Source organism: Rhodococcoides kyotonense (assembly GCF_900188125.1).
Lineage (GTDB): Bacteria > Actinomycetota > Actinomycetes > Mycobacteriales > Mycobacteriaceae > Rhodococcoides > Rhodococcoides kyotonense.
Genome location: NZ_FZOW01000004.1, coordinates 65,867 through 83,334 on the forward strand (window position 1 = coordinate 65,867; position 17,468 = coordinate 83,334).

General features: G+C 65.0%; 20 protein-coding genes. 12 read left to right on the forward strand and 8 right to left on the reverse strand.

The genetic code is table 11. The features are described from left to right. Window positions 1-27 precede the first annotated feature (27 nt). The gene (locus tag CHB96_RS29620) at window positions 28-183 is read right to left on the reverse strand and encodes a hypothetical protein (protein ID WP_176444195.1); all 156 of its coding nucleotides are present in this window, start codon (window positions 181-183) and stop codon (window positions 28-30) included. Window positions 184-330: 147 nt separating this feature from the next. On the opposite strand from CHB96_RS29620, the gene CHB96_RS08020 reads away from it, so the two are divergent. The 6 genes from CHB96_RS08020 to CHB96_RS08045 all read left to right on the forward strand — a co-directional run bounded on the left by CHB96_RS08020 (window position 331) and on the right by CHB96_RS08045 (window position 5,897). Further along, entirely contained in the window at window positions 331-1,140 is an 810-nt protein-coding gene (locus CHB96_RS08020; protein WP_176444199.1) for a DUF1206 domain-containing protein, read from the forward strand. A 135-nt stretch (window positions 1,141-1,275) separates the two neighbouring features. After that, window positions 1,276-1,731 carry an SRPBCC family protein gene (locus CHB96_RS08025; RefSeq protein ID WP_089245425.1) on the forward strand — a complete coding sequence of 152 codons (456 nt, stop codon included), beginning with the start codon at window positions 1,276-1,278 and terminating at the stop codon, window positions 1,729-1,731. A gap of 73 nt (window positions 1,732-1,804) precedes the next feature. Next, complete coding sequence (locus tag CHB96_RS08030; RefSeq protein ID WP_089244894.1) at window positions 1,805-2,074, forward strand: GlsB/YeaQ/YmgE family stress response membrane protein; 270 nt, start codon at window positions 1,805-1,807, stop codon at window positions 2,072-2,074. 105 nt (window positions 2,075-2,179) lie between these two features. Next, window positions 2,180-2,896 carry a phosphatidylserine decarboxylase gene (locus tag CHB96_RS08035; RefSeq protein WP_089244896.1) on the forward strand — a complete coding sequence of 239 codons (717 nt, stop codon included), beginning with the start codon at window positions 2,180-2,182 and terminating at the stop codon, window positions 2,894-2,896. A gap of 8 nt (window positions 2,897-2,904) precedes the next feature. Next, window positions 2,905-3,765, forward strand: coding sequence for a CDP-diacylglycerol--serine O-phosphatidyltransferase (gene pssA / locus CHB96_RS08040; protein WP_089244898.1), 861 nt, complete (start codon window positions 2,905-2,907; stop codon window positions 3,763-3,765). After that, complete coding sequence (locus CHB96_RS08045) at window positions 3,762-5,897, forward strand: AAA family ATPase (RefSeq protein WP_089244900.1); 2,136 nt, start codon at window positions 3,762-3,764, stop codon at window positions 5,895-5,897. Before pssA ends, CHB96_RS08045 begins: the two co-directional genes overlap by 4 nt. A 56-nt stretch (window positions 5,898-5,953) precedes the next feature. Here CHB96_RS08045 and CHB96_RS08050 read toward each other — a convergent pair whose 3' ends face one another. The 5 genes from CHB96_RS08050 to CHB96_RS08070 are packed head-to-tail and all read right to left on the reverse strand — an operon-like array spanning window position 5,954 to window position 8,405. Next, window positions 5,954-6,706 carry an isocitrate lyase/PEP mutase family protein gene (locus CHB96_RS08050; RefSeq protein ID WP_089244902.1) on the reverse strand — a complete coding sequence of 251 codons (753 nt, stop codon included), beginning with the start codon at window positions 6,704-6,706 and terminating at the stop codon, window positions 5,954-5,956. 50 nt (window positions 6,707-6,756) lie between these two features. Then, complete coding sequence (locus CHB96_RS08055) at window positions 6,757-7,110, reverse strand: NUDIX hydrolase (protein ID WP_089244904.1); 354 nt, start codon at window positions 7,108-7,110, stop codon at window positions 6,757-6,759. 50 nt (window positions 7,111-7,160) lie between these two features. Next, window positions 7,161-7,589 carry a VOC family protein gene (locus tag CHB96_RS08060; RefSeq protein ID WP_089245427.1) on the reverse strand — a complete coding sequence of 143 codons (429 nt, stop codon included), beginning with the start codon at window positions 7,587-7,589 and terminating at the stop codon, window positions 7,161-7,163. A 5-nt stretch (window positions 7,590-7,594) separates the two neighbouring features. Further along, entirely contained in the window at window positions 7,595-8,071 is a 477-nt protein-coding gene (locus tag CHB96_RS08065) for an SRPBCC family protein (protein ID WP_089244906.1), read from the reverse strand. Then, window positions 8,064-8,405 (reverse strand): ArsR/SmtB family transcription factor, encoded by a 342-nt coding sequence (locus CHB96_RS08070; RefSeq protein WP_089244908.1) that lies wholly within the window; start codon window positions 8,403-8,405, stop codon window positions 8,064-8,066. The genes CHB96_RS08065 and CHB96_RS08070 overlap by 8 nt, the downstream gene beginning before the upstream one ends. Before the next feature lie 254 nt (window positions 8,406-8,659). On the opposite strand from CHB96_RS08070, the gene CHB96_RS08075 reads away from it, so the two are divergent. Genes CHB96_RS08075 through mnhG form a run of 6 tightly spaced genes read left to right on the forward strand, consistent with a single transcriptional unit; the run spans window position 8,660 to window position 14,981 of the window. Further along, window positions 8,660-11,503, forward strand: coding sequence for a Na+/H+ antiporter subunit A (locus CHB96_RS08075; protein ID WP_176444200.1), 2,844 nt, complete (start codon window positions 8,660-8,662; stop codon window positions 11,501-11,503). Then, window positions 11,500-12,132 (forward strand): Na(+)/H(+) antiporter subunit C, encoded by a 633-nt coding sequence (locus CHB96_RS08080; protein WP_089244910.1) that lies wholly within the window; start codon window positions 11,500-11,502, stop codon window positions 12,130-12,132. The genes CHB96_RS08075 and CHB96_RS08080 overlap by 4 nt, the downstream gene beginning before the upstream one ends. After that, entirely contained in the window at window positions 12,129-13,751 is a 1,623-nt protein-coding gene (locus tag CHB96_RS08085) for a Na+/H+ antiporter subunit D (protein ID WP_089244912.1), read from the forward strand. Before CHB96_RS08080 ends, CHB96_RS08085 begins: the two co-directional genes overlap by 4 nt. Window positions 13,752-13,756: 5 nt before the next feature. Further along, entirely contained in the window at window positions 13,757-14,392 is a 636-nt protein-coding gene (locus tag CHB96_RS08090) for a Na+/H+ antiporter subunit E (protein WP_245865403.1), read from the forward strand. Next, a complete protein-coding gene (locus CHB96_RS08095) occupies window positions 14,389-14,646 on the forward strand; it encodes a monovalent cation/H+ antiporter complex subunit F (RefSeq protein WP_089245431.1) in 258 nt (85 codons plus the stop codon). The genes CHB96_RS08090 and CHB96_RS08095 overlap by 4 nt, the downstream gene beginning before the upstream one ends. Continuing rightward, complete coding sequence (gene mnhG, locus CHB96_RS08100) at window positions 14,643-14,981, forward strand: monovalent cation/H(+) antiporter subunit G (protein ID WP_089244916.1); 339 nt, start codon at window positions 14,643-14,645, stop codon at window positions 14,979-14,981. Before CHB96_RS08095 ends, mnhG begins: the two co-directional genes overlap by 4 nt. Here mnhG and CHB96_RS08105 read toward each other — a convergent pair. Together CHB96_RS08105 and CHB96_RS08110 are read right to left on the reverse strand one after the other, a co-directional pair. After that, window positions 14,950-16,266, reverse strand: a complete 1,317-nt coding sequence (locus CHB96_RS08105; RefSeq protein WP_089244918.1) for a phosphatase PAP2 family protein — start codon at window positions 16,264-16,266, stop codon at window positions 14,950-14,952. The genes mnhG and CHB96_RS08105 overlap by 32 nt on opposite strands. Before the next feature lie 38 nt (window positions 16,267-16,304). Next, a complete protein-coding gene (locus CHB96_RS08110; RefSeq protein ID WP_089244920.1) occupies window positions 16,305-17,465 on the reverse strand; it encodes a glutamate--cysteine ligase in 1,161 nt (386 codons plus the stop codon). Between the last annotated feature and the right edge of the window lie 3 nt (window positions 17,466-17,468).

A 17,468-nucleotide genomic window follows, 5' to 3' on the forward strand; every position in this document is an offset into this window, starting at 1 on the left:
CGTTCCGAGGAGGTCTGCGCCGAGGTCTTACACCAGCCCTCGCCTGACCATGTCGATCTCGCGCGGAGTCAGCAATCGCTCCAGCTTCTCACTCGGCCACGTACGGGGACTTCCGGTCAAACGCGCGGACTCCAGCAGCGGCACCTTGGCACTGCCGCGACGCAAGATCGAATGAAAGTTCACGATCGATCACTCCGAACAAATGTGAATTGGCCTGAATTTCTCGTTCGTTGTATCGACCAGTCTTCACCTCGCGTTACCGAGACGCCCGTAGGCGCGCGGGGCGTGTTTCGACAGCGCACAGATTCGGGTACACCTCGCGCCACATCGATGGAACGGGGTCCAGACGTGAACACGAGCAACGCGGCCGAACGCGTACAGAACAACACTGTCTTCGAGAAGGCCGCGCGGACAGGGCACTTCGTCAGCGGCCTGCTGCACATACTCATCGGCTACATCGCGATCCGACTCGCGTTCGGGCAGGGCGGCAACGCCGATCAATCCGGCGCGCTCGCGGAACTCGCCGACAAGCCGGGCGGATCCATTGCACTGTGGATCGCCGTCGTCGCGTTCGTCGCCCTCGCGTTGTGGCGGATCGTCGAGGCCATCGTCGGCAAGAAGTCGGACGCGGACGAAGGCAGCGCTCTCGACAGGCTGAAGGCCGCCTCGCTCGCGGTCGTCTACATCGCGTTCGCATGGTCCACGTTCGGCTTCGCCCGGGGAACCGGCAAATCCAGCGGGGAGCAGAACGCGTCGATGACCGCACGCTTGATGGAGAACGGCTTCGGCAAGTTCGTACTGATCGTCGTCGGGCTCGTCATCATCGGAGTCGGCGGCTACCACGTCTACAAGGGGATATCGAAGAACTTCCTCGACGACCTCGAAGGCCACACCGGCAAAGCCGTCGAACGTCTCGGGATCGCCGGGTACGCAGCCAAGGGAATCGCGCTGATCGGGGCCGGGGCGTTGGTCATCGTCGCGGTCTTCACCTCGGACCCCAGCAAGGCCACAGGCGTCGACGGTGCCGTCAAGACTCTCGGATCGCAGCCTTTCGGGCAGGTCCTGTTGGTCCTCGCCGGCATCGGAATCGCGCTGTACGGGGTCTACGCATTCGTCCTGGCCAGGTACGCGCGGATGTAGCTGGGCGGGCAGGGCGTCCCACTGTCCTGTTGCCATCAGGAAAACCTGATGAGCAGCGGACGACTGGTGCATCCTGCCCACGCAGGGTCGAAGTATGTGTAACCATAGGTCGCACCAACCCTGATGGAGGAACGCGTGAGCAAGACCCTCGAAGCCAGCATCGACGTCGACGCCAGTCCGGAGAAGGTGTGGACGATCGTCTCGGACCTGAAGCGCATGGGCGAGTGGAGCCCTCAGTGCAAGCTGATGAAGGTGTTCGGCGGCGAGGTTCGCAAGGGCACGACCACGCTGAACGTCAATCGCAAGGGCGCGCTCGTCTGGCCTACTACAGCCAAGGTCGTCGACTTCGAGCCGAACAAGTCGATTGCCTTCCGAGTCAACGAGAACCGGACCATCTGGTCGTACACGCTGACCCCGTCCGAGCGCGGCACGACCGTCGTCGAGAAGCGCGAAGCTCCGACCGGCACGAGCGCTGTGTCCACGTTCCTGGTCAAGAACGTGCTCGGCGGTATCGAGCAGTTCGACGTCGAGCTCGTCGACGGCATGAACAAGACGCTTCAGCGGATCAAGTCGGAGAGCGAAAGGCCGTAGCGATGTTTGCGCGGTGAACTATCTGGGCAGTCCCCTCTAGCAATAGCAACGGCACAGAAAGAGGGGGCACCACATGCTTGGTCTAGGAATCATCGGCTGGATCATCATCGGCGGACTCGCAGGCTGGATCGGCAGCAAGATCATGAAGACCGACGCCTCGATGGGCATCCTGTTGAACATCGTCGTCGGCATCATCGGCGGCTTGATCGGCGGCTGGCTGCTCAAGATATTCGGCGTCGACGTCAACGGCGGAGGACTGATCTTCAGTTTCCTCACCTGCCTGCTCGGCGCAGTGATTCTGCTCTTCATCGTCAAGGCCGTCACCGGCCGATCGAGGGTCTGACCCACTACGCACCCACAGCTGCCGGGGCATCTCACGTACTCTGTGAGGCCCCGGCAGCTGTGGTTTTGCCGGGCCCTGCACGCCGTAGATCCCCCAAGGAGCGAAGTGGCACGCCGTCCCACCCCGATCGGTCAACCTCCACGTACCGGCGCAGCTCATTTCGTCGACCTCGTTCGCGAGACCGTTCCGCCCCTGCATCCCGCAGGTCTTCCGTTCGTCGCAGGTCCCCTTGCGGTCGCAGCACTGGGCCGCAAGCACAAGTGGATCCGACGCGCGGGCCTGACCGCCGCGGGTGCGTGCGCCACCTTCTTCCGGCATCCGAGCCGCGTCCCGCCGAACCGTCCGGGTGTCGTCGTCGCCCCGGCCGACGGCCTCGTCACGCTCGTCGACACGGCCGTCCCGCCCGCCGAGCTCGATCTGGGTTCGACGCCGGTACCCCGCGTCAGCATCTTCCTGTCGGTACTCGACGTGCACGTGCAGCGCGTGCCGGTGGGCGGTGAGGTCATCGAGGTCGTGCATCGCCGGGGCCAGTTCAAGTCCGCGGACTTGGCCGAGGCCAGCGAGGTCAACGAACGCAACAGCATGCACATCCGGACGCCGTCGGGTCACGACGTCGCCGTGGTGCAGATCGCCGGCCTGATCGCGCGTCGCATCGTCAACAACGCGAAGGTCGGCGACACGCTCACCATCGGCGACACGTACGGGCTCATCAGGTTCGGATCGCGCCTCGACACGTACTTCCCCGCCGGCACCGAGTTGCTCGTCGAACGCGGCCAGCGCGCTGTCGGGGCAGAGACCGTGCTAGCCGAACTCCCCCGATAGTCGGTGCGATGATCACCAGACGAGCACGTCCACCCGCTGCCGTTCGGCTTCTCCCTTCGGTCGTGACGATCCTCGCCTTGTGCGCCGGGTTGTCCGCGGTCAAATTCGCGCTCGACGGGGAACTCGGCGTGTCGATGGCCATGGTCGGTGCGGCCGCGATTCTCGACGCGCTCGACGGCCGTATCGCCCGACTGCTCGACGCCACGAGCAAGATCGGCGCCGAACTCGACTCGCTCGCCGACGCCATCTCGTTCGGAGTGGCGCCCGCGCTCGTGCTGTACGTGACACTTCTCGAAGGCAGCAGCGCAGGCTGGATCATCGCCCTCGTCTACGCCGTCGCGATGGTCCTGCGCCTCGCGCGCTTCAACACCCTGCTCGACGACGACAACACCCCCGCCTACGCCCGTGAATACTTCACCGGCGTACCTGCTCCCGCGGGCGCGCTGATCGTCCTGACACCCATCGCAGCGTTCCAGGAATGGGGCGACGGCTGGTGGGCGTCGTTCTACGTCGTCGTGGGTTGGACGCTGTTCACTGCGGGTCTCGCGGTCAGCCGTATCCCGACGCTGGCACTCAAGACCGTGTCCGTGCCGCCGCGTATGGCAGCGGCTCTGCTGATTCTCGTCGCGCTCGCCGCTGCCGCATTGATCACGTACCCGCTGGTCCTGCTGATGGTCCTGGTGCTCGTCTACCTGGTCCACATTCCGTTCGCCGTTCGCTCGCAGCGCTGGGTGGCCGCGCGTCCGTATGCCTGGGACGCGAAGCCGGCCGAACGCCGCGCCGAACGCCGGGCAGTTCGACGCGCACCCGGCAACGCGGGTCGATCCTCCGCCCGACTCGGCCTGCGCCGCCCCAAAGGCCCTCAGTGACGACGCCCGAGTTGGTCTTGACGGCCCGGCTCAACACTTCGGCAGCCGATGCCCGACGCGGCGTCGTTCGCCTGCACCCCGAGGTTCTCGCTGCTCTGGGCATCCGCGAATGGGACGCCATCGCAGTGATCGGGTCGCGTCGCACTGCGGCGGTGGCGGGACGTGCACCGGACTCCGCGTCGTCGGGAGCCGCCCTGCTCGACGACGTCACACTGTCCAACGCAGGCATCAAGGAAGACGGCTCCGTCGCGGTCGCACCCGTGACGGTCTACGGCGCCAAGACGATCACGGTCAGCGGTTCGGCACTCGCCTCGGGATCCATCTCCGACGCCACCTTGCGCCAAGCCCTGCTGGGCAAGGTCGTGACGGTCGGCGACACTGTCTCGCTCCTCCCTCGCGACCTCGGCCCCGGCACGAGCACGACCGCGGCGACGCAGGCCCTCTCGCGCACGTTCGGTTTCACGTGGACGAGCGAATTGTTGACAGTGTCGAGCACGTCGCCGTCGGGACCGGTCAGCGTGCAACCCAACACCGCGGTCAGCTGGGGAGAAGCGCCTACAGCCCCAGCTCGTGAGACCCCCGTCCCCGTCCCTGTGACCGAGCTGGTCGGTGTGTCCGCTCAGCAGGCGAAGTTGTCCGAATGGCTTCGCCTGGCCCTCGACGAGTCGGAACTTCTGGCGCGTCTCGGGGCGTCGGCGCACCTCGGAGTACTGATCACCGGCCCTGCGGGCGTCGGGAAATCGACGCTGGCACGCGCGGTTCTCGCGGGACGACGCGTCGCCGAACTCGACGGTCCGTCCATCGGCGCGTTGGAGGCGTCGGCGCGAGTCGACGCGGTCTCCTCGGCGATCGACGGTCTCGCCGGCTCGGGCGTTCTGTTGATCACCGACATCGACGCGCTACTTCCGGCAACCACGGAACCTGCGTCGACGCTCGTGCTCGACAAGCTCCGAAGTGCCGTGGACACACAGGGATTGGCGTTCGTCGCCACGACAGCTCATCCCGAGGACACCGATTCGCGACTACGCGCGCAGGACCTCTGCGACCGCGAACTGACGTTGTCGCTGCCCGACGCCGCGGGCCGGGCAGCGTTGCTCGAACATCTGCTCCGCACCGCGCCGACCGACGGACTCTCTCTCGGCGAGATCGCGTCGAGAACACCTGGATTCGTCGTCGCGGATCTGGCAGCACTGGTCCGTGAAGCCGCCCTGCGAGCCGCGTCGCGGGCAAGTTCCGAGAAGACCGAACCCCAGCTCACCCAATCCGATCTACTGGGCGCGCTCGACGTCATTCGACCCCTGTCCCGTTCCGGCGCAGAGGAATTGGCGATCGGGAGCATCAGCCTCGACGACGTCGGAGACATGGTCGAGACCAAGCAGGCACTGACCGAAGCTGTTCTGTGGCCCCTTCGACATCCGGACTCGTTCTCGCGCTTGGGAATCGAGCCGCCGAGGGGTCTTCTACTGTACGGTCCGCCGGGGTGCGGCAAGACGTTCCTCGTGCGCGCTCTCGCCAGTTCCGGGCAACTGAGTGTGCATGCGGTCAAAGGCGCAGAGCTGATGGACAAGTGGGTCGGTTCGTCGGAAAAGGCTGTACGCGAACTGTTTCAACGCGCACGCGACTCGGCGCCGTCGCTGATCTTCCTCGACGAAGTCGACGCACTCGCACCCCGCCGCGGACAGACATCGGACTCGGGCGTCGGCGATCGCGTCGTGGCCGCTCTGCTGACCGAGTTGGACGGAGTCGAGCCACTGCGAGACGTCGTCGTACTCGGGGCGACCAACCGACCGGACCTGATCGACCCGGCGCTGCTGCGCCCGGGCCGGTTGGAACGCCTGGTCTTCGTACCGCCACCCGACGCGGAGGCGCGAGCGCAGATCCTGCGGGCGTCGGGCAAGTCCGTTCCATTGGCCGACGACGTCGACCTCGATCTGCTTGCATCCGATCTCGACGGCTACTCGGCCGCAGACTGTTCCGCGCTCCTGAGGGAGGCCGCCCTGACGGCCATGCGACGGTCGATGGATGCCGCGTTCGTCACCGCGGAGGACGTCGAGACGGCGCGCAAACAGGTGCGCCCCTCGCTCGATCCCGAGCAAGTGGCGCACCTGGAGGCTTACAGCGCTGCGCGCTGACGTGCACGAAAATACATAACCCGCTATGTATTTTCGTGCACATGGCGCGGAGCGCCCTACTTCCAACGAGCCAGCAACTTCGACGCCTCACCGGCCAGAGCACCCTGGAACAACGGACCGAAGCTGATACGCCCGACGCCGAGGGACGCGAAGTGCGACAGGTCGCCGTCGGCCGGGTTGGCGATGGCGTTGATCGGCAGCGGGAGTTCCTCGGCGAGGCGCTTGTAGTCGGCGTCGTTGTGGAATCCGACGGGGTACAGCGAGTCGGCACCGGCGGCCGCTGCGAGCTTCAGACGCTCGATCGCGCGGTCGACGCGGTCGTTCTCGTCACCGATCTGCTTGACGAACAGGTCCGTGCGCGCGTTGATGACGACATGCACGTCGGTGGCATCCGACGCCTTCCGCAGCGCCCCGACGAAGTCCGCGTGCTCCTGCGCTTCACGCAGACGGCCACCTTCGCTGTGGACGGTGTCCTCGATGTTGAGGCCGACGGCGCCTGCAGAGATCAGCCCGTCGATCAGCCGCTTGGGGTCCTCGCCGTAGCCGGCCTCGATGTCGACGGACAACGGCGCGTCGACGGCCGCAGTGATCTGCGAGATGCGAGCGAGTAACTCGTCGAACGTGATTCCCTCGTTGTCCGGCTTACCGATCGAATCGGACACCGGATGGCTTCCGACGGTCAGGGCCACGAAGCCGGCGTCGACCGCGAGCTTCGCGGACCACGCATCCCACACCGTGGGCAGCACGACCGGGTCACCCGGCTTGTGGAGTTCGAGGAGGGTGGTCGCCTTCTGGGACAAGCTCGACATTGAAGCTCCTAACGATGGGAGAACGTGCGTTCTCCACAACCGTACCTGCTTCAGTCGATCAGATCGAGCGCACGCATTCGGTCGAACACCATCAACGACCCAGGAGCCACGTCCGGCATCGCCGCGTACTCGTCGCGCGTGAAGTAGGCGATCTCCGCAATTTCGCTGGTAGGCACCGGCTCGGACCCCAACTCCGCGACGAAACAATGAATCTCGAGCGGCGTCCCCGACGGATGCCCCCATGCGTCACACGCGAAGACACCGAGAAAACGAGGATCGACGACGACGGCATCCAGCTCCTCGCGGATCTCCCGATGCAGCGCCTGCTCGGGGGTCTCACCCGGATCGATCTTGCCGCCGGCCATGTAGAACGCCGTCTTCCCGACCGAGCGGGCCTGCAGCATCCGACGGTCCTTCACATGCGCTAACCCAGCGGTACGAATCAACGAGACACTCACGCACCGAACCTACCGCGCGCCTCGTGCGGGATCAGAGGCTTGTCGGCCCGTACCTTCAGCTCCTGGACCGCCCAGGCGTTGCCGTCCGGATCGGCGAAACCGAAGAAAGTGCCGCCGTCGCGTTCGTCGAACACGGTGATCTCGCTCGCGTCGACGCCGCGACTCAGCAGCTCCTCACGCGCGGCATGCGCGTCGGCGACGACGAGCTGAAGTCCCTTCAAGGACCCCGGCGTCATCTCGCGCTGCGACGGCAGCGACCCGATGACGATCGAGCATCCCGATCCGCGCGGCGTGAACTGCGCGACGGTCATGTGCTCGTTCACGGTGTGATGGTCGAGGTCGAAACCGACCTTGTCACGGTAGAACTCGATGGCCCGATCGAGATCGGACACGGGTACGACGACGACCTCCAGAGTCCAGTCCATGGTCTTCACGCCTTCCCGATGATGGCGTCGAGACGCTCGTACCCCTCGGTGACGCCTTTCTCCATGCCGCTCTGGGCCATACCGTCGCGCGCCTCGATCGAGGGATAGACACTGCGGCCCTCGAGGCGGGTGCGACCGTTACCCAGGTCGACGAACCTGAGCGACTCGATGCTGACGACGTCGGGGAAGTCCTCGTACTCGAACGTCTGAATCACGAACTCGTTCTCTCGGACGACATGGAAGACGCCGTTGAACGCGAACGTCGACCCCTCAGGATTGGTGTGGATGTAGCGGTAGCGCCCACCGGTCGTGAAGTCGTAGGTGTCGATCTTCATGTCGTACCCGTTGGGCCCCAGCCACTGCTTGACGAGCTCGGGATCCTTGTGGGCTCGGAACACGGCTTCGACGGGCGCGTCGAACTCACGGGTGATGAAGATGAAGGGAACACCCTCCGGGACGGTGATGCTGACGGGATTAACCATTGTCTTTGTCCTTGTCGCTTGCCAGCAGTGCATCGAGCTTCCTGAACTGCTGTTCGTGGATGATGCGGTACTTGTCGATCCAGGCGGTCATCTCCTCGAGGCGCGCCGAGTCCAGATGCACCGGGCGACGCTGGGCGTCCCGCGATCGCGTCACCAGACCTGCACTCTCGAGAACCTGGATGTGCCGGGAGACGGCCTGCTTGCTGATCTCGAACGGTTCGGCGAGATCGTTCACCGTCAGAGGGCCTCGGCTGAGCCGAGCGACGATCGCACGCCGGATCGGGTCCGCCAGGGCCATGAACGCCCCGTCGAGCCGATCCGCCTCGTCGCCCATTATCAACTAACTCCTTTATCAATCAGTACGTTGATTACGTTAGATCCGATCGACCGGGCCGTCAACACTTCTGTCCTTTTGCACCGCTTGGCAGCGCTTCGACCACGCAAAGTAGGATGGTTGTCAACCTGTACTCGCCGGCCGAGCAAACGGCTCGCGAGCATATTTTCCGTTTTGTTCGCCTACTCGACGCCGCCCCACGACCACCGCGTCACCCGCCGAGGTGACGCGACCCGAGACGACGGAGTACCTTTTTGCTCGCTATCTTGATTGCGCACACGGTCGCTGCCGTGTTCGCTCCACTTCTTGTCCGTTGGTGGGGTCGCAACGCTTTCTTCCCCCTCGCGCTCGTACCGCTCGTCAGCCTCGGTTGGGTCGTCGCCAACTGGAACACCGAACAGTTCCTGAGCATCGAATGGGCCCCCGGCTTGTCGATGAACGTCGACATGCGGTTCGATTCCTTGGCCGCGATCATGTCGCTGCTGGTACTCGGCATCGGCGCGCTGATCCTTCTCTACTGTGCCCGATACTTCGAGGACGACGAGCCGCGTCTCGGCATCTTCGCCGCCGAGATGGTGGCGTTCTCGGGAGCCATGTTCGGCCTCATCACCAGCGACAACATGCTGGTGCTGTACACGTTCTGGGAAATCACGACGGTCCTGTCGTTCCTGCTCGTCGGTCACTACGCCGAGCGTGCGTCGTCACGCCGCGCAGCGACGCAGGCACTGCTCGTCACCACCGCAGGCGGCCTCGCGATGCTCGTCGGCATCATCATCCTCGGCCAGGTCGCGGGCAGTTACAACCTGTCCGACGTCATCGCCGACGCCCCGTCGGGATGGCTGCCCGGCGTCGCGATCGTCCTGATTCTGATCGGCGCGTTGTCGAAGTCGGCGATCGTCCCGATGCACTTCTGGCTCCCCGGTGCCATGGCTGCCCCGACGCCCGTCAGTGGTTATCTGCACGCCGCGGCCATGGTCAAGGCCGGTATCTACCTCGTCGCGCGCTTGGCTCCCGGTTTCGCCGATTCCGGTCCCTGGCGTGCCACCGTCATCTCGCTCGGTCTGCTGTCGATGATCCTGGCCGGGTGGCGAGCGCTGCGCGCGTTCGACCTCAAATTGGTCCTCGCGTTCGGAACCGTCAGCCAGCTCGGCTTCCTGATGGTCCTCGTCGGCATCGGGACCGAGAAGGCGATGCTGGCTGGCCTGACGATGGTCGTCGCGCATGCGATGTTCAAGGCGACTCTGTTCATGGTCGTCGGCATCATCGATCACACCACCGGCACGCGTGACATTCGCAAGCTCGCGCATCTCGGCAAGAAAGCGCCGTGGCTCGCTGTCATCGCCGCGCTGGCCGCCGCCAGCATGGCAGGCCTACCGCCGTTCCTCGGATTCGTCGGCAAGGAAGCGGCACTGTCGGCCGTCATCGGGACCCCGGTGCTGAACCCGGCCGTCAGCGCGCTGGTGGTCACCGGACTCGTCGTCGGATCCATCCTGACCGTGACGTACAGCATCCGGTTCGTGTGGGGCGCGTTCGGGCGCAAGCAGCTCAAGCGCCCGAGCCCGGCGGTCAAGAACATGCACGCGCCGACGGCCCTGTTCATGGCGGCGCCTGCGTTCCTCGCGGTGCTCGGACTCGTCTCGGGCATCTTCTCGCCCGTCGTCGACACCCTCGTCAGCCCGTTCGCTCGCACGGTCGACGCGTACGGCCAGGCCTCGTACCACTTGTCGCTGTGGCACGGGTTCAACCTGCCGCTCGGCCTGACGGCCATCGTCGTCGTCGGTGGTGTGAGCCTGTTCATCGCACACCGCATGGTGAACCGCCTCAGGTTCGAGCACCCGCCGCTCGGCAACGCCGACCGCGTCTACGACTCGGTCCTCAAGTCGATGGACACCCTGTCGCTTCGACTGACCGGTACGACGCAGCGTGGTTCGCTCCCCCTGACGCAGGGAACGATCCTGCTCACGCTGGTGCTGCTGCCGATGATACTGCTCGCGATCGGACGTGAGCCGGAACTCGACTTCGTCTTCTTCGACACCCCGATGCAGGTCGTCATCTCGGTCATCATGATCTCCGGCGCCCTCGGTGCGACGGTCATGCGTAACCGCCTCGCGAGCGTCATCCTCGTCGGACTCACGGGATACGGCTGCGGCGTCATCTTCGCCGTCCACGGCGCCCCGGATCTGGCCTTGACGCAGTTCCTCGTCGAGACACTGACGCTCGTCGTGTTCGTTCTCGTGCTGCGCAAACTGCCCGCCGAGGTCGACGACCGAGGCTCGGCGGGATCGCGCCTGCCGCGTGCGGCTCTTGCCATCGCGGTCGGTGCGACGGTCACCGTGCTGGGTGCGTTCGCGATGAACGCCCGCAGCACCGATCCGATTTCGTTGCAATTGCCCGATGCCGCCTACCTATTGGGCGACGGCAAGAACATCGTCAACGTCCTCCTCGTCGATATCCGTGCGTGGGACACCCTCGGTGAGATCTCGGTCCTGCTCGTCGCGGCCACCGGCGTCGCAAGTCTCGTGTTCCGCAACCGTCGCTTCGGCAGCGCACCCCGCGTGTCCGACGCCCCGGCCACGGACTCGGACAGCGGAGTCGGCACCGACACGACGTGGCTGCTCGGCGGCGACCTCATCGATCCGCGTCACCGCTCGCTGATCCTGGAGGTCACGACACGTCTGATCTTCCCGACGATCATGGTGCTGTCGGTGTACTTCTTCTTCTCCGGACACAATGCTCCCGGAGGCGGATTCGCAGGCGGTCTGACCGCGGGCCTCGCACTGGTGCTGCGCTATCTCGCAGGCGGACGCTACGAACTCGGCGAAGCAGTACCGATCGACGCGGGCAAGATCCTGGGACTCGGTCTGATCCTCGCGTCGGGCACGGCCATCTCGTCGATGTTCCTCGGTGCGCCTGCGTTGTCGTCGGCGACGCTCGAGGTGACGTTGCCGGTGCTCGGTGACATCAAGTTGGTCACCGCGTTGTTCTTCGATCTCGGTGTGTACCTCATCGTGGTCGGTCTCGTACTCGACGTACTCCGAAGTCTCGGTGCACGTCTCGACGCTCAGGTGGAGATGCAGAGCCAGGTGAACGCCCGATGACCGCGAACCTCGGAATGCTGATAGTCGTCGGCATCCTCGTCGCGACGGGGGTGTATCTGCTTCTGGAACGCTCGATCACCAAGATGCTGCTCGGACTTCTGTTGTTCGGCAACGGGATCAACATCCTGCTGCTGACCGTGGGAGGACCGTCGGGCAACCCGCCGATCGTCGGACGGACGACGTCCATCCACGACACCATGGCAGATCCGTTGGCGCAGGCCATGATTCTGACCGCGATCGTCATCACGATGGGTATCGCGGCGTTCGTCCTCGCGCTCGCCTACCGCTCCTTCACGCTCAACACGAAGGACGACGTCGAGAACGACCCAGAGGATGCCAAGGTCTCCAAGCGTCGGTCGATGGCGGACATGCCCGACCGCGACCGCTCGGACGACCCGGTCACCGGTGAGCCCAGCTTCAGCGGCGACGCATTCGACAGCCGAGGCAACCCGATTCCCATCGAGGATCTGAAGAACATCGAAGACCTCGAGTGCTACGAGGACCTGCACGAAGGCGATTTCGACGACGACGACGAACCCGATCTGAAAGGCCTCGACGGTATCGACAGCGCAGTGGAAGACACACCCAAGGGCAAGACGAAGACGCGGAAGAAGGGAGGCGCGAAATGACGATTCCCGCTACCGCCATCAGCGCCCTCACACCGCTACCCGTCCTGATCCCACTGTTCGCTGCCGCCCTGACGCTGGTCGCAGGTCGACGGCCGAGAGCACAACGATTCATCACCGTCGTCGCGTTGACCGCGGTCGTCGTCGTGTCGTCGCTGTTGCTCTACCTCGCCGACCGTGACGGCACGTTCGCACTACAGGTCGGCGGCTGGGACTCCCCTATCGGCATCTCGCTCGTCGTCGACCGGCTTTCTGCATTGATGCTGCTGGTCAGCGCGATCGTGCTGCTGGCGGTCATGGTCTACTCGATCGGTCAGGGTATTCGCGACGGCAACGAGAACCAGCCCGTCTCGATCTTCCTTCCGACGTATCTGGCGCTGAGCGCTGGTGTCTGCAACGCGTTCCTCGCCGGCGACCTGTTCAACCTGTTCGTCGGGTTCGAGGTTCTGCTCGCCGCATCGTTCGTGCTGCTGACGCTCGGTGCCAGCGCGGACCGTGTCCGGGCAGGCGTCTCGTACGTCATGGTGTCGATGGTGTCGTCGCTGATCTTCCTGTTCGGCATCGCACTCGTCTACGCCGCGACCGGCACGCTGAATCTCGCGCACATCGCCACGCGCCTGGACGACGTCCCGTCGGGCACCAGGACCGCGATCTTCGCGGTGTTGCTCGTCGCGTTCGGCATCAAGGCAGCAGTCTTCCCGCTGTCGACGTGGCTACCGGACTCCTACCCCACCGCGCCCGCGCCGGTCACCGCAGTGTTCGCCGGCTTGCTCACCAAAGTCGGTGTCTACGCGATCATTCGAGCGCACACGCTGCTGTTCCCGGACGGAAGTCTCGACAGCGTACTGATGGTGTGTGGTCTGTTGACGATGCTCGTCGGTATCTTCGGCTCGATCGCGCAGAGCGACATCAAGCGATTGTTGTCCTTCACCCTCGTCAGCCACATCGGTTACATGGTGTTCGGTGTCGCCCTGTCGACGCAGTCGGGGCTGTCGGGTGCGATCTACTACGTCGCCCACCACATCATCGTGCAGACGACGCTGTTCCTGGTCGTCGGCTTGATCGAGCGTCAGGCCGGGTCCTCGTCGCTACGACGCCTCGGTGGTCTGGCCGCGGCAAGCCCGGTCCTCGCGATCATCTTCCTGATCCCCGCGCTCAATCTCGGTGGTATTCCGCCGTTCTCGGGCTTCATCGGCAAGGTCGCGCTGCTACAGGCCGGTAGCGCGCAGGCGAGCGTGTTGGCGTGGATCCTCGTCGCAGGCGGCACCATCACCAGCTTGCTGACGCTCTACGTCATGGCTCGTGTGTGGACCAAGGCGTTCTGGCGTGCCCGCGCCGATGCGCCCGAGGGCGACCTCGCGGACAACAGCCCGTCGGCGCTGCTCGACGACTCGAGCGACATCCAGCTCGCCGACCGCGAGGACGTCGGCCGCATGCCCGCGTTCATGCTCATTCCGACGATCGGTTTGGTGATCGTCGGCCTCGCGCTGACGGTGTTCGCAGGCCGGATCATCGACATCAGCGACCGCGCTGCCGCGGACCTGCGTGACCGCTCGGTGTACATCGATGCGGTCCGAGGTGCGGAGTTCGTCGGAGACAAGACGATGGAGGCAGGCAAATGAAGTTCCTGAATCGCTTCGTCCTTCTCCGCCTGTGGATTCTGGCGTGGCTGACGGCCGTGTGGGTGTTGTTGTGGGGCAACGTCAGTCCCGCGAACATCCTCGGTGGAATCGTCGTCGGGATCGGCATCATGGTGTTGCTGCCGTTGCCGAAGGTCCCCGTCGAGGGTCGCATCCACGTGTGGTCGCTGGTGAAGCTGACGGCCTGGTTCTTCTACTACGCCGCCGAATCCAGCGTGAACGTCGCCTGGCTCGCGGTTCGCCCGAAGGCACCGCCGGTCACCGGCGTGCTGCGGTGCCGCATCGCGATCAAGTCCGATCTGGTGCTGACGCTGTTCGTCGACGCGATGAACCTGGTTCCGGGAACGATGGTTCTCGAGATCGACCAGACGCGGCGCCTGCTGTACGTCCACGTGCTCGACATGGGTAGTCAGAAGGCCGTCGACTCGTTCTACGCGTACGTTCGCCACCTCGAGAAGCTGTTCATCGCGGCGTTCGAACGTGACTCCGACTGGAAGCCGAGCCCACTGCACTTCCAGGAGTACGAGCGCTACCACGGCGTTCTCGGCGACGACGTGACGACCTATCACGAAGGCCGAGACGACAAGAAGACCGACGACGAGAGAAAGGGAAAGTGGAAGTGACGATCGTTCTCACGATTGCCGGCGCCCTCCTGATCGCCGCCGCCGTCGTCACGGCGTACCGGCTGCTCGACGGGCCGAGCACACTCGACCGCCTCGTCGCCATGGACACCATCCTCGCGGTGTCCATGTGCGGACTGGCCGTGTGGTCGGTCTACAGCAAGGACACGACGATCGTGCCCGCGATCGTCGCATTGTCGCTGGTCAGCTTCATCGGGTCCGTCAGCGTCGCACGATTCAGGGTGAGGGACGAATGAACACGATTCTCGAAGTGATCTCGGCGATCCTGATCCTCCTCGGCGCGATCCTCGCGTTCACCGCCGCGGTCGGCATCGTTCGATTCCCCGACACGCTCTCTCGCATGCACGCCGCCACCAAGCCTCAGGTCGTCGGCCTCCTGCTGGTGCTGGCAGGCGCGGTGATCGAACTCCGCGGCAACGTCGACATCTGGATGCTGGTGCTGGTCGGCATCTTCACTCTCGTGACGGCCCCCGTCATCGCACACGTCGTCGGTCGCGTCGCCTACCGCGAACAGCGTGGACGTGACGGGCTGCTGATCGTCAACGAGATGGAGTCGGACGGACGGGACTAGCCTGGCCGCCCCACGTGGCCAGCGCGGTTCCCGGCGTCGCGAAGAACGTCGCGTAGAACATGCCGACGACGGCTCCCATCAGCACCAGTGTCAGCGGGCCGAACAGTTCGGGGAACGTCCCGAACTGCACGGCGAGGTACCGGTAGCTCAGCAACAACGCGACCATGATCGTCGACCCGAACGCGACGAGACGGATCCGCGCCCGATCCCATCCGCGTTCCGGGTCACGCAGCGTCGATTCGAGTGTCAGGCACAGCACGACGCCTGCCACGAGGTCGACGCCGTAGTGGTAACCGAAACCCAGCGTCGCGGCGAGCGTGCACACGAGCCATGTGGTTCCGCCTGCACGCAGCCACCACGGGCCGCGTCGGGAATGCACGAACAGCGCGAGAGCCCACGCGGTATGCAGACTCGGCATGCAGTTGCGTGGCGTCTCGCCGTCGAAACCGATCGCCGACGGCGTCGCGTCGAACGGCACGAGACTCGGCCAGTAGTTCCCGAGTTGGAAGCCGTCGCCGTCGGGCCCGAACGCGAACACCGGTCCGACCACCGGGAACAGAACGTAGAAGATGGGTCCGACGAGTCCGATGAGCAGAAACGTCCGCACCAAGTAGTGCGACGGCCACGCCTCGCCCCTGGTCAGCCCGCGCAGTTGGTAGATCGCGATCGCGATCGCCGCAACGGGAAGCTGAATGTAGACCCAGTGCAGCACCGCGTAGACGCCCGGCCCGAGCTGCGCGAGAGCGCTCCCGACGATCCACGACGGGTTGCCGAGCGCATGATCGGCGAGCTGGGCATATTCGTCGAGAACGTACGGCCGAACGATCGTGGTGATCTGCAACCACGCGTCGCCCGCCTTGGTCGCGAGAATCAGCAGGCCGCCGAAACACGCGGCTTTCAGTCCGCGGATATCGCGGCGACTGGCCGTGTAGACCGCGAGTGATGCGAGCACGATGACGGCTCCGTTGCCGACCGCGAACGGCAGTCCGGCATCGAGCCGGATCGCGACGCCGATCAGGTCGATCGCCACCGCTGCACTCAGCGCCCAGATCCGCACGGACGTACCGACACCGACCATCGCGAGGGCGAGCCCACCCCACGGCACGGCCATCGATTTGGGAGTACCGAAGAAGTCGTTCCAGATGCTCGGCATCGGGCCGGGAAATCCAGAGCACGACGCGACGAGCTGCAGCACGGCGAGCGCCGACGCGACAACGGCGACACCGATGCCGAAGGGACGTAAGGATCCCGACGTCCGTTCGTCCGCGCGCAGCACGCCGTTCATAGTAAACGGTGCGTGAACGGGAGATTACATCGAAGGAGTCAGGCCTTCAGGTCCGTGACCAGCGAGCCGACGACGGCCTTCAAATCCCCACCCGCATCCGACGCGACGCGTCGTTGCCGCTGGTACGACGCACCCAGACGCGGGATGTCGGCGACCGACGCCAATTCGTCGGCGCACCCGAGCCGCACGGCCGTCGGCGTGAGCTTTTCCAGAAGATCGTTCAGATCGTCGGTGACGAGCCGTTCGTTGCTGTCGGCGTCGAGAATGATCTCGGCGTCGAGGCCGTATCGCGCTGCACGCCACTTGTTCTCCTGCACGTGCCACGGCGGCATGCTCGGCAGTTCTTCGCCCGCTTCGAGACGCTCGTCGAGATCGACGATCAGGCAGTGTGTCAGCGCGACGAGTGCCGCGAGTTCGCGTTTGGTCGAGACACCGTCGCAGACGCGAACCTCGATGGTCCCCCACTTCGGCGCGGGCCGAATGTCCCAGTGCATGCCACCGAGCTGTTCGATCACGCCGGTCTTCATCTGGTCACGGACGAAGCCCTCGAACTGCCCCCAGTTCTCGAACTGGAACGGCAGCCCCGCGGTCGGCAGCTGCTGGAACATCAGCGCCCTGTTGCTGGCGTAGCCGGTGTCGTTGCCCGCCCAGATCGGCGACGACGCGGACAGCGCGAGCAGATGCGGATACTGCAGAAGCAGCGAGTTCAGGATCGGAAAGACCTTGTCGGGCGACGAGATCCCGACATGAACGTGCACACCCCAGATGAGCATCTGACGACCCCACCACTGGGTGCGGGCGATCAGCTCGTCGTAGCTCGGGGACCGCGTGAGGACCTGCGTCGACCATTCGGCGAACGGATGCGTGCCCGCGCAGATCAGATCGATACCGAGCGGATCTGCTGCTCGCCGAACGAGATCCAGCGATTCGCCGAGATCGTCCATCGCTTCGCCGACGTTGTCGCACACTCCCGTGACGAGTTCGACGGTGTTGCGCAGCAGTTCCTTGGTCACCCGAGGCGTCTGAGCCCCAGCCAGTTCGGTGACGCCGTCCATGACGGCGGCAGCCGAATTGACCAGGTCGAGCGACGTCTGGTCCACGAGCGCGACTTCCCACTCGACTCCGAGCGTCGGGCGAGCCGAGCTGTCGAAGTCGATTCTGGGGGCTGCGCCGGAGGAACCCGAGGTGCGGCCCGGCATGTT

Bases quoted from the DNA above. Each gene is read 5' to 3' on its own strand.
- CHB96_RS08020 (WP_176444199.1), top strand. From the start codon at position 331: ATGGAACGGGGTCCAGACGTGAACACGAGCAACGCGGCCGAACGCGTA.
- CHB96_RS08030 (WP_089244894.1), top strand. From the start codon at position 1,805: ATGCTTGGTCTAGGAATCATCGGCTGGATCATCATCGGCGGACTCGCA.
- pssA (WP_089244898.1), top strand. From the start codon at position 2,905: ATGATCACCAGACGAGCACGTCCACCCGCTGCCGTTCGGCTTCTCCCT.
- CHB96_RS08050 (WP_089244902.1), bottom strand. From the start codon at position 6,706: ATGTCGAGCTTGTCCCAGAAGGCGACCACCCTCCTCGAACTCCACAAG.
- CHB96_RS08055 (WP_089244904.1), bottom strand. From the start codon at position 7,110: ATGCTGCAGGCCCGCTCGGTCGGGAAGACGGCGTTCTACATGGCCGGC.
- CHB96_RS08060 (WP_089245427.1), bottom strand. From the start codon at position 7,589: ATGGACTGGACTCTGGAGGTCGTCGTCGTACCCGTGTCCGATCTCGAT.
- CHB96_RS08065 (WP_089244906.1), bottom strand. From the start codon at position 8,071: ATGGTTAATCCCGTCAGCATCACCGTCCCGGAGGGTGTTCCCTTCATC.
- CHB96_RS08070 (WP_089244908.1), bottom strand. From the start codon at position 8,405: ATGGGCGACGAGGCGGATCGGCTCGACGGGGCGTTCATGGCCCTGGCG.
- CHB96_RS08080 (WP_089244910.1), top strand. From the start codon at position 11,500: ATGACCGCGAACCTCGGAATGCTGATAGTCGTCGGCATCCTCGTCGCG.
- CHB96_RS08085 (WP_089244912.1), top strand. From the start codon at position 12,129: ATGACGATTCCCGCTACCGCCATCAGCGCCCTCACACCGCTACCCGTC.
- mnhG (WP_089244916.1), top strand. From the start codon at position 14,643: ATGAACACGATTCTCGAAGTGATCTCGGCGATCCTGATCCTCCTCGGC.
- CHB96_RS08105 (WP_089244918.1), bottom strand. From the start codon at position 16,266: ATGAACGGCGTGCTGCGCGCGGACGAACGGACGTCGGGATCCTTACGT.
- CHB96_RS08110 (WP_089244920.1), bottom strand. From the start codon at position 17,465: ATGCCGGGCCGCACCTCGGGTTCCTCCGGCGCAGCCCCCAGAATCGAC.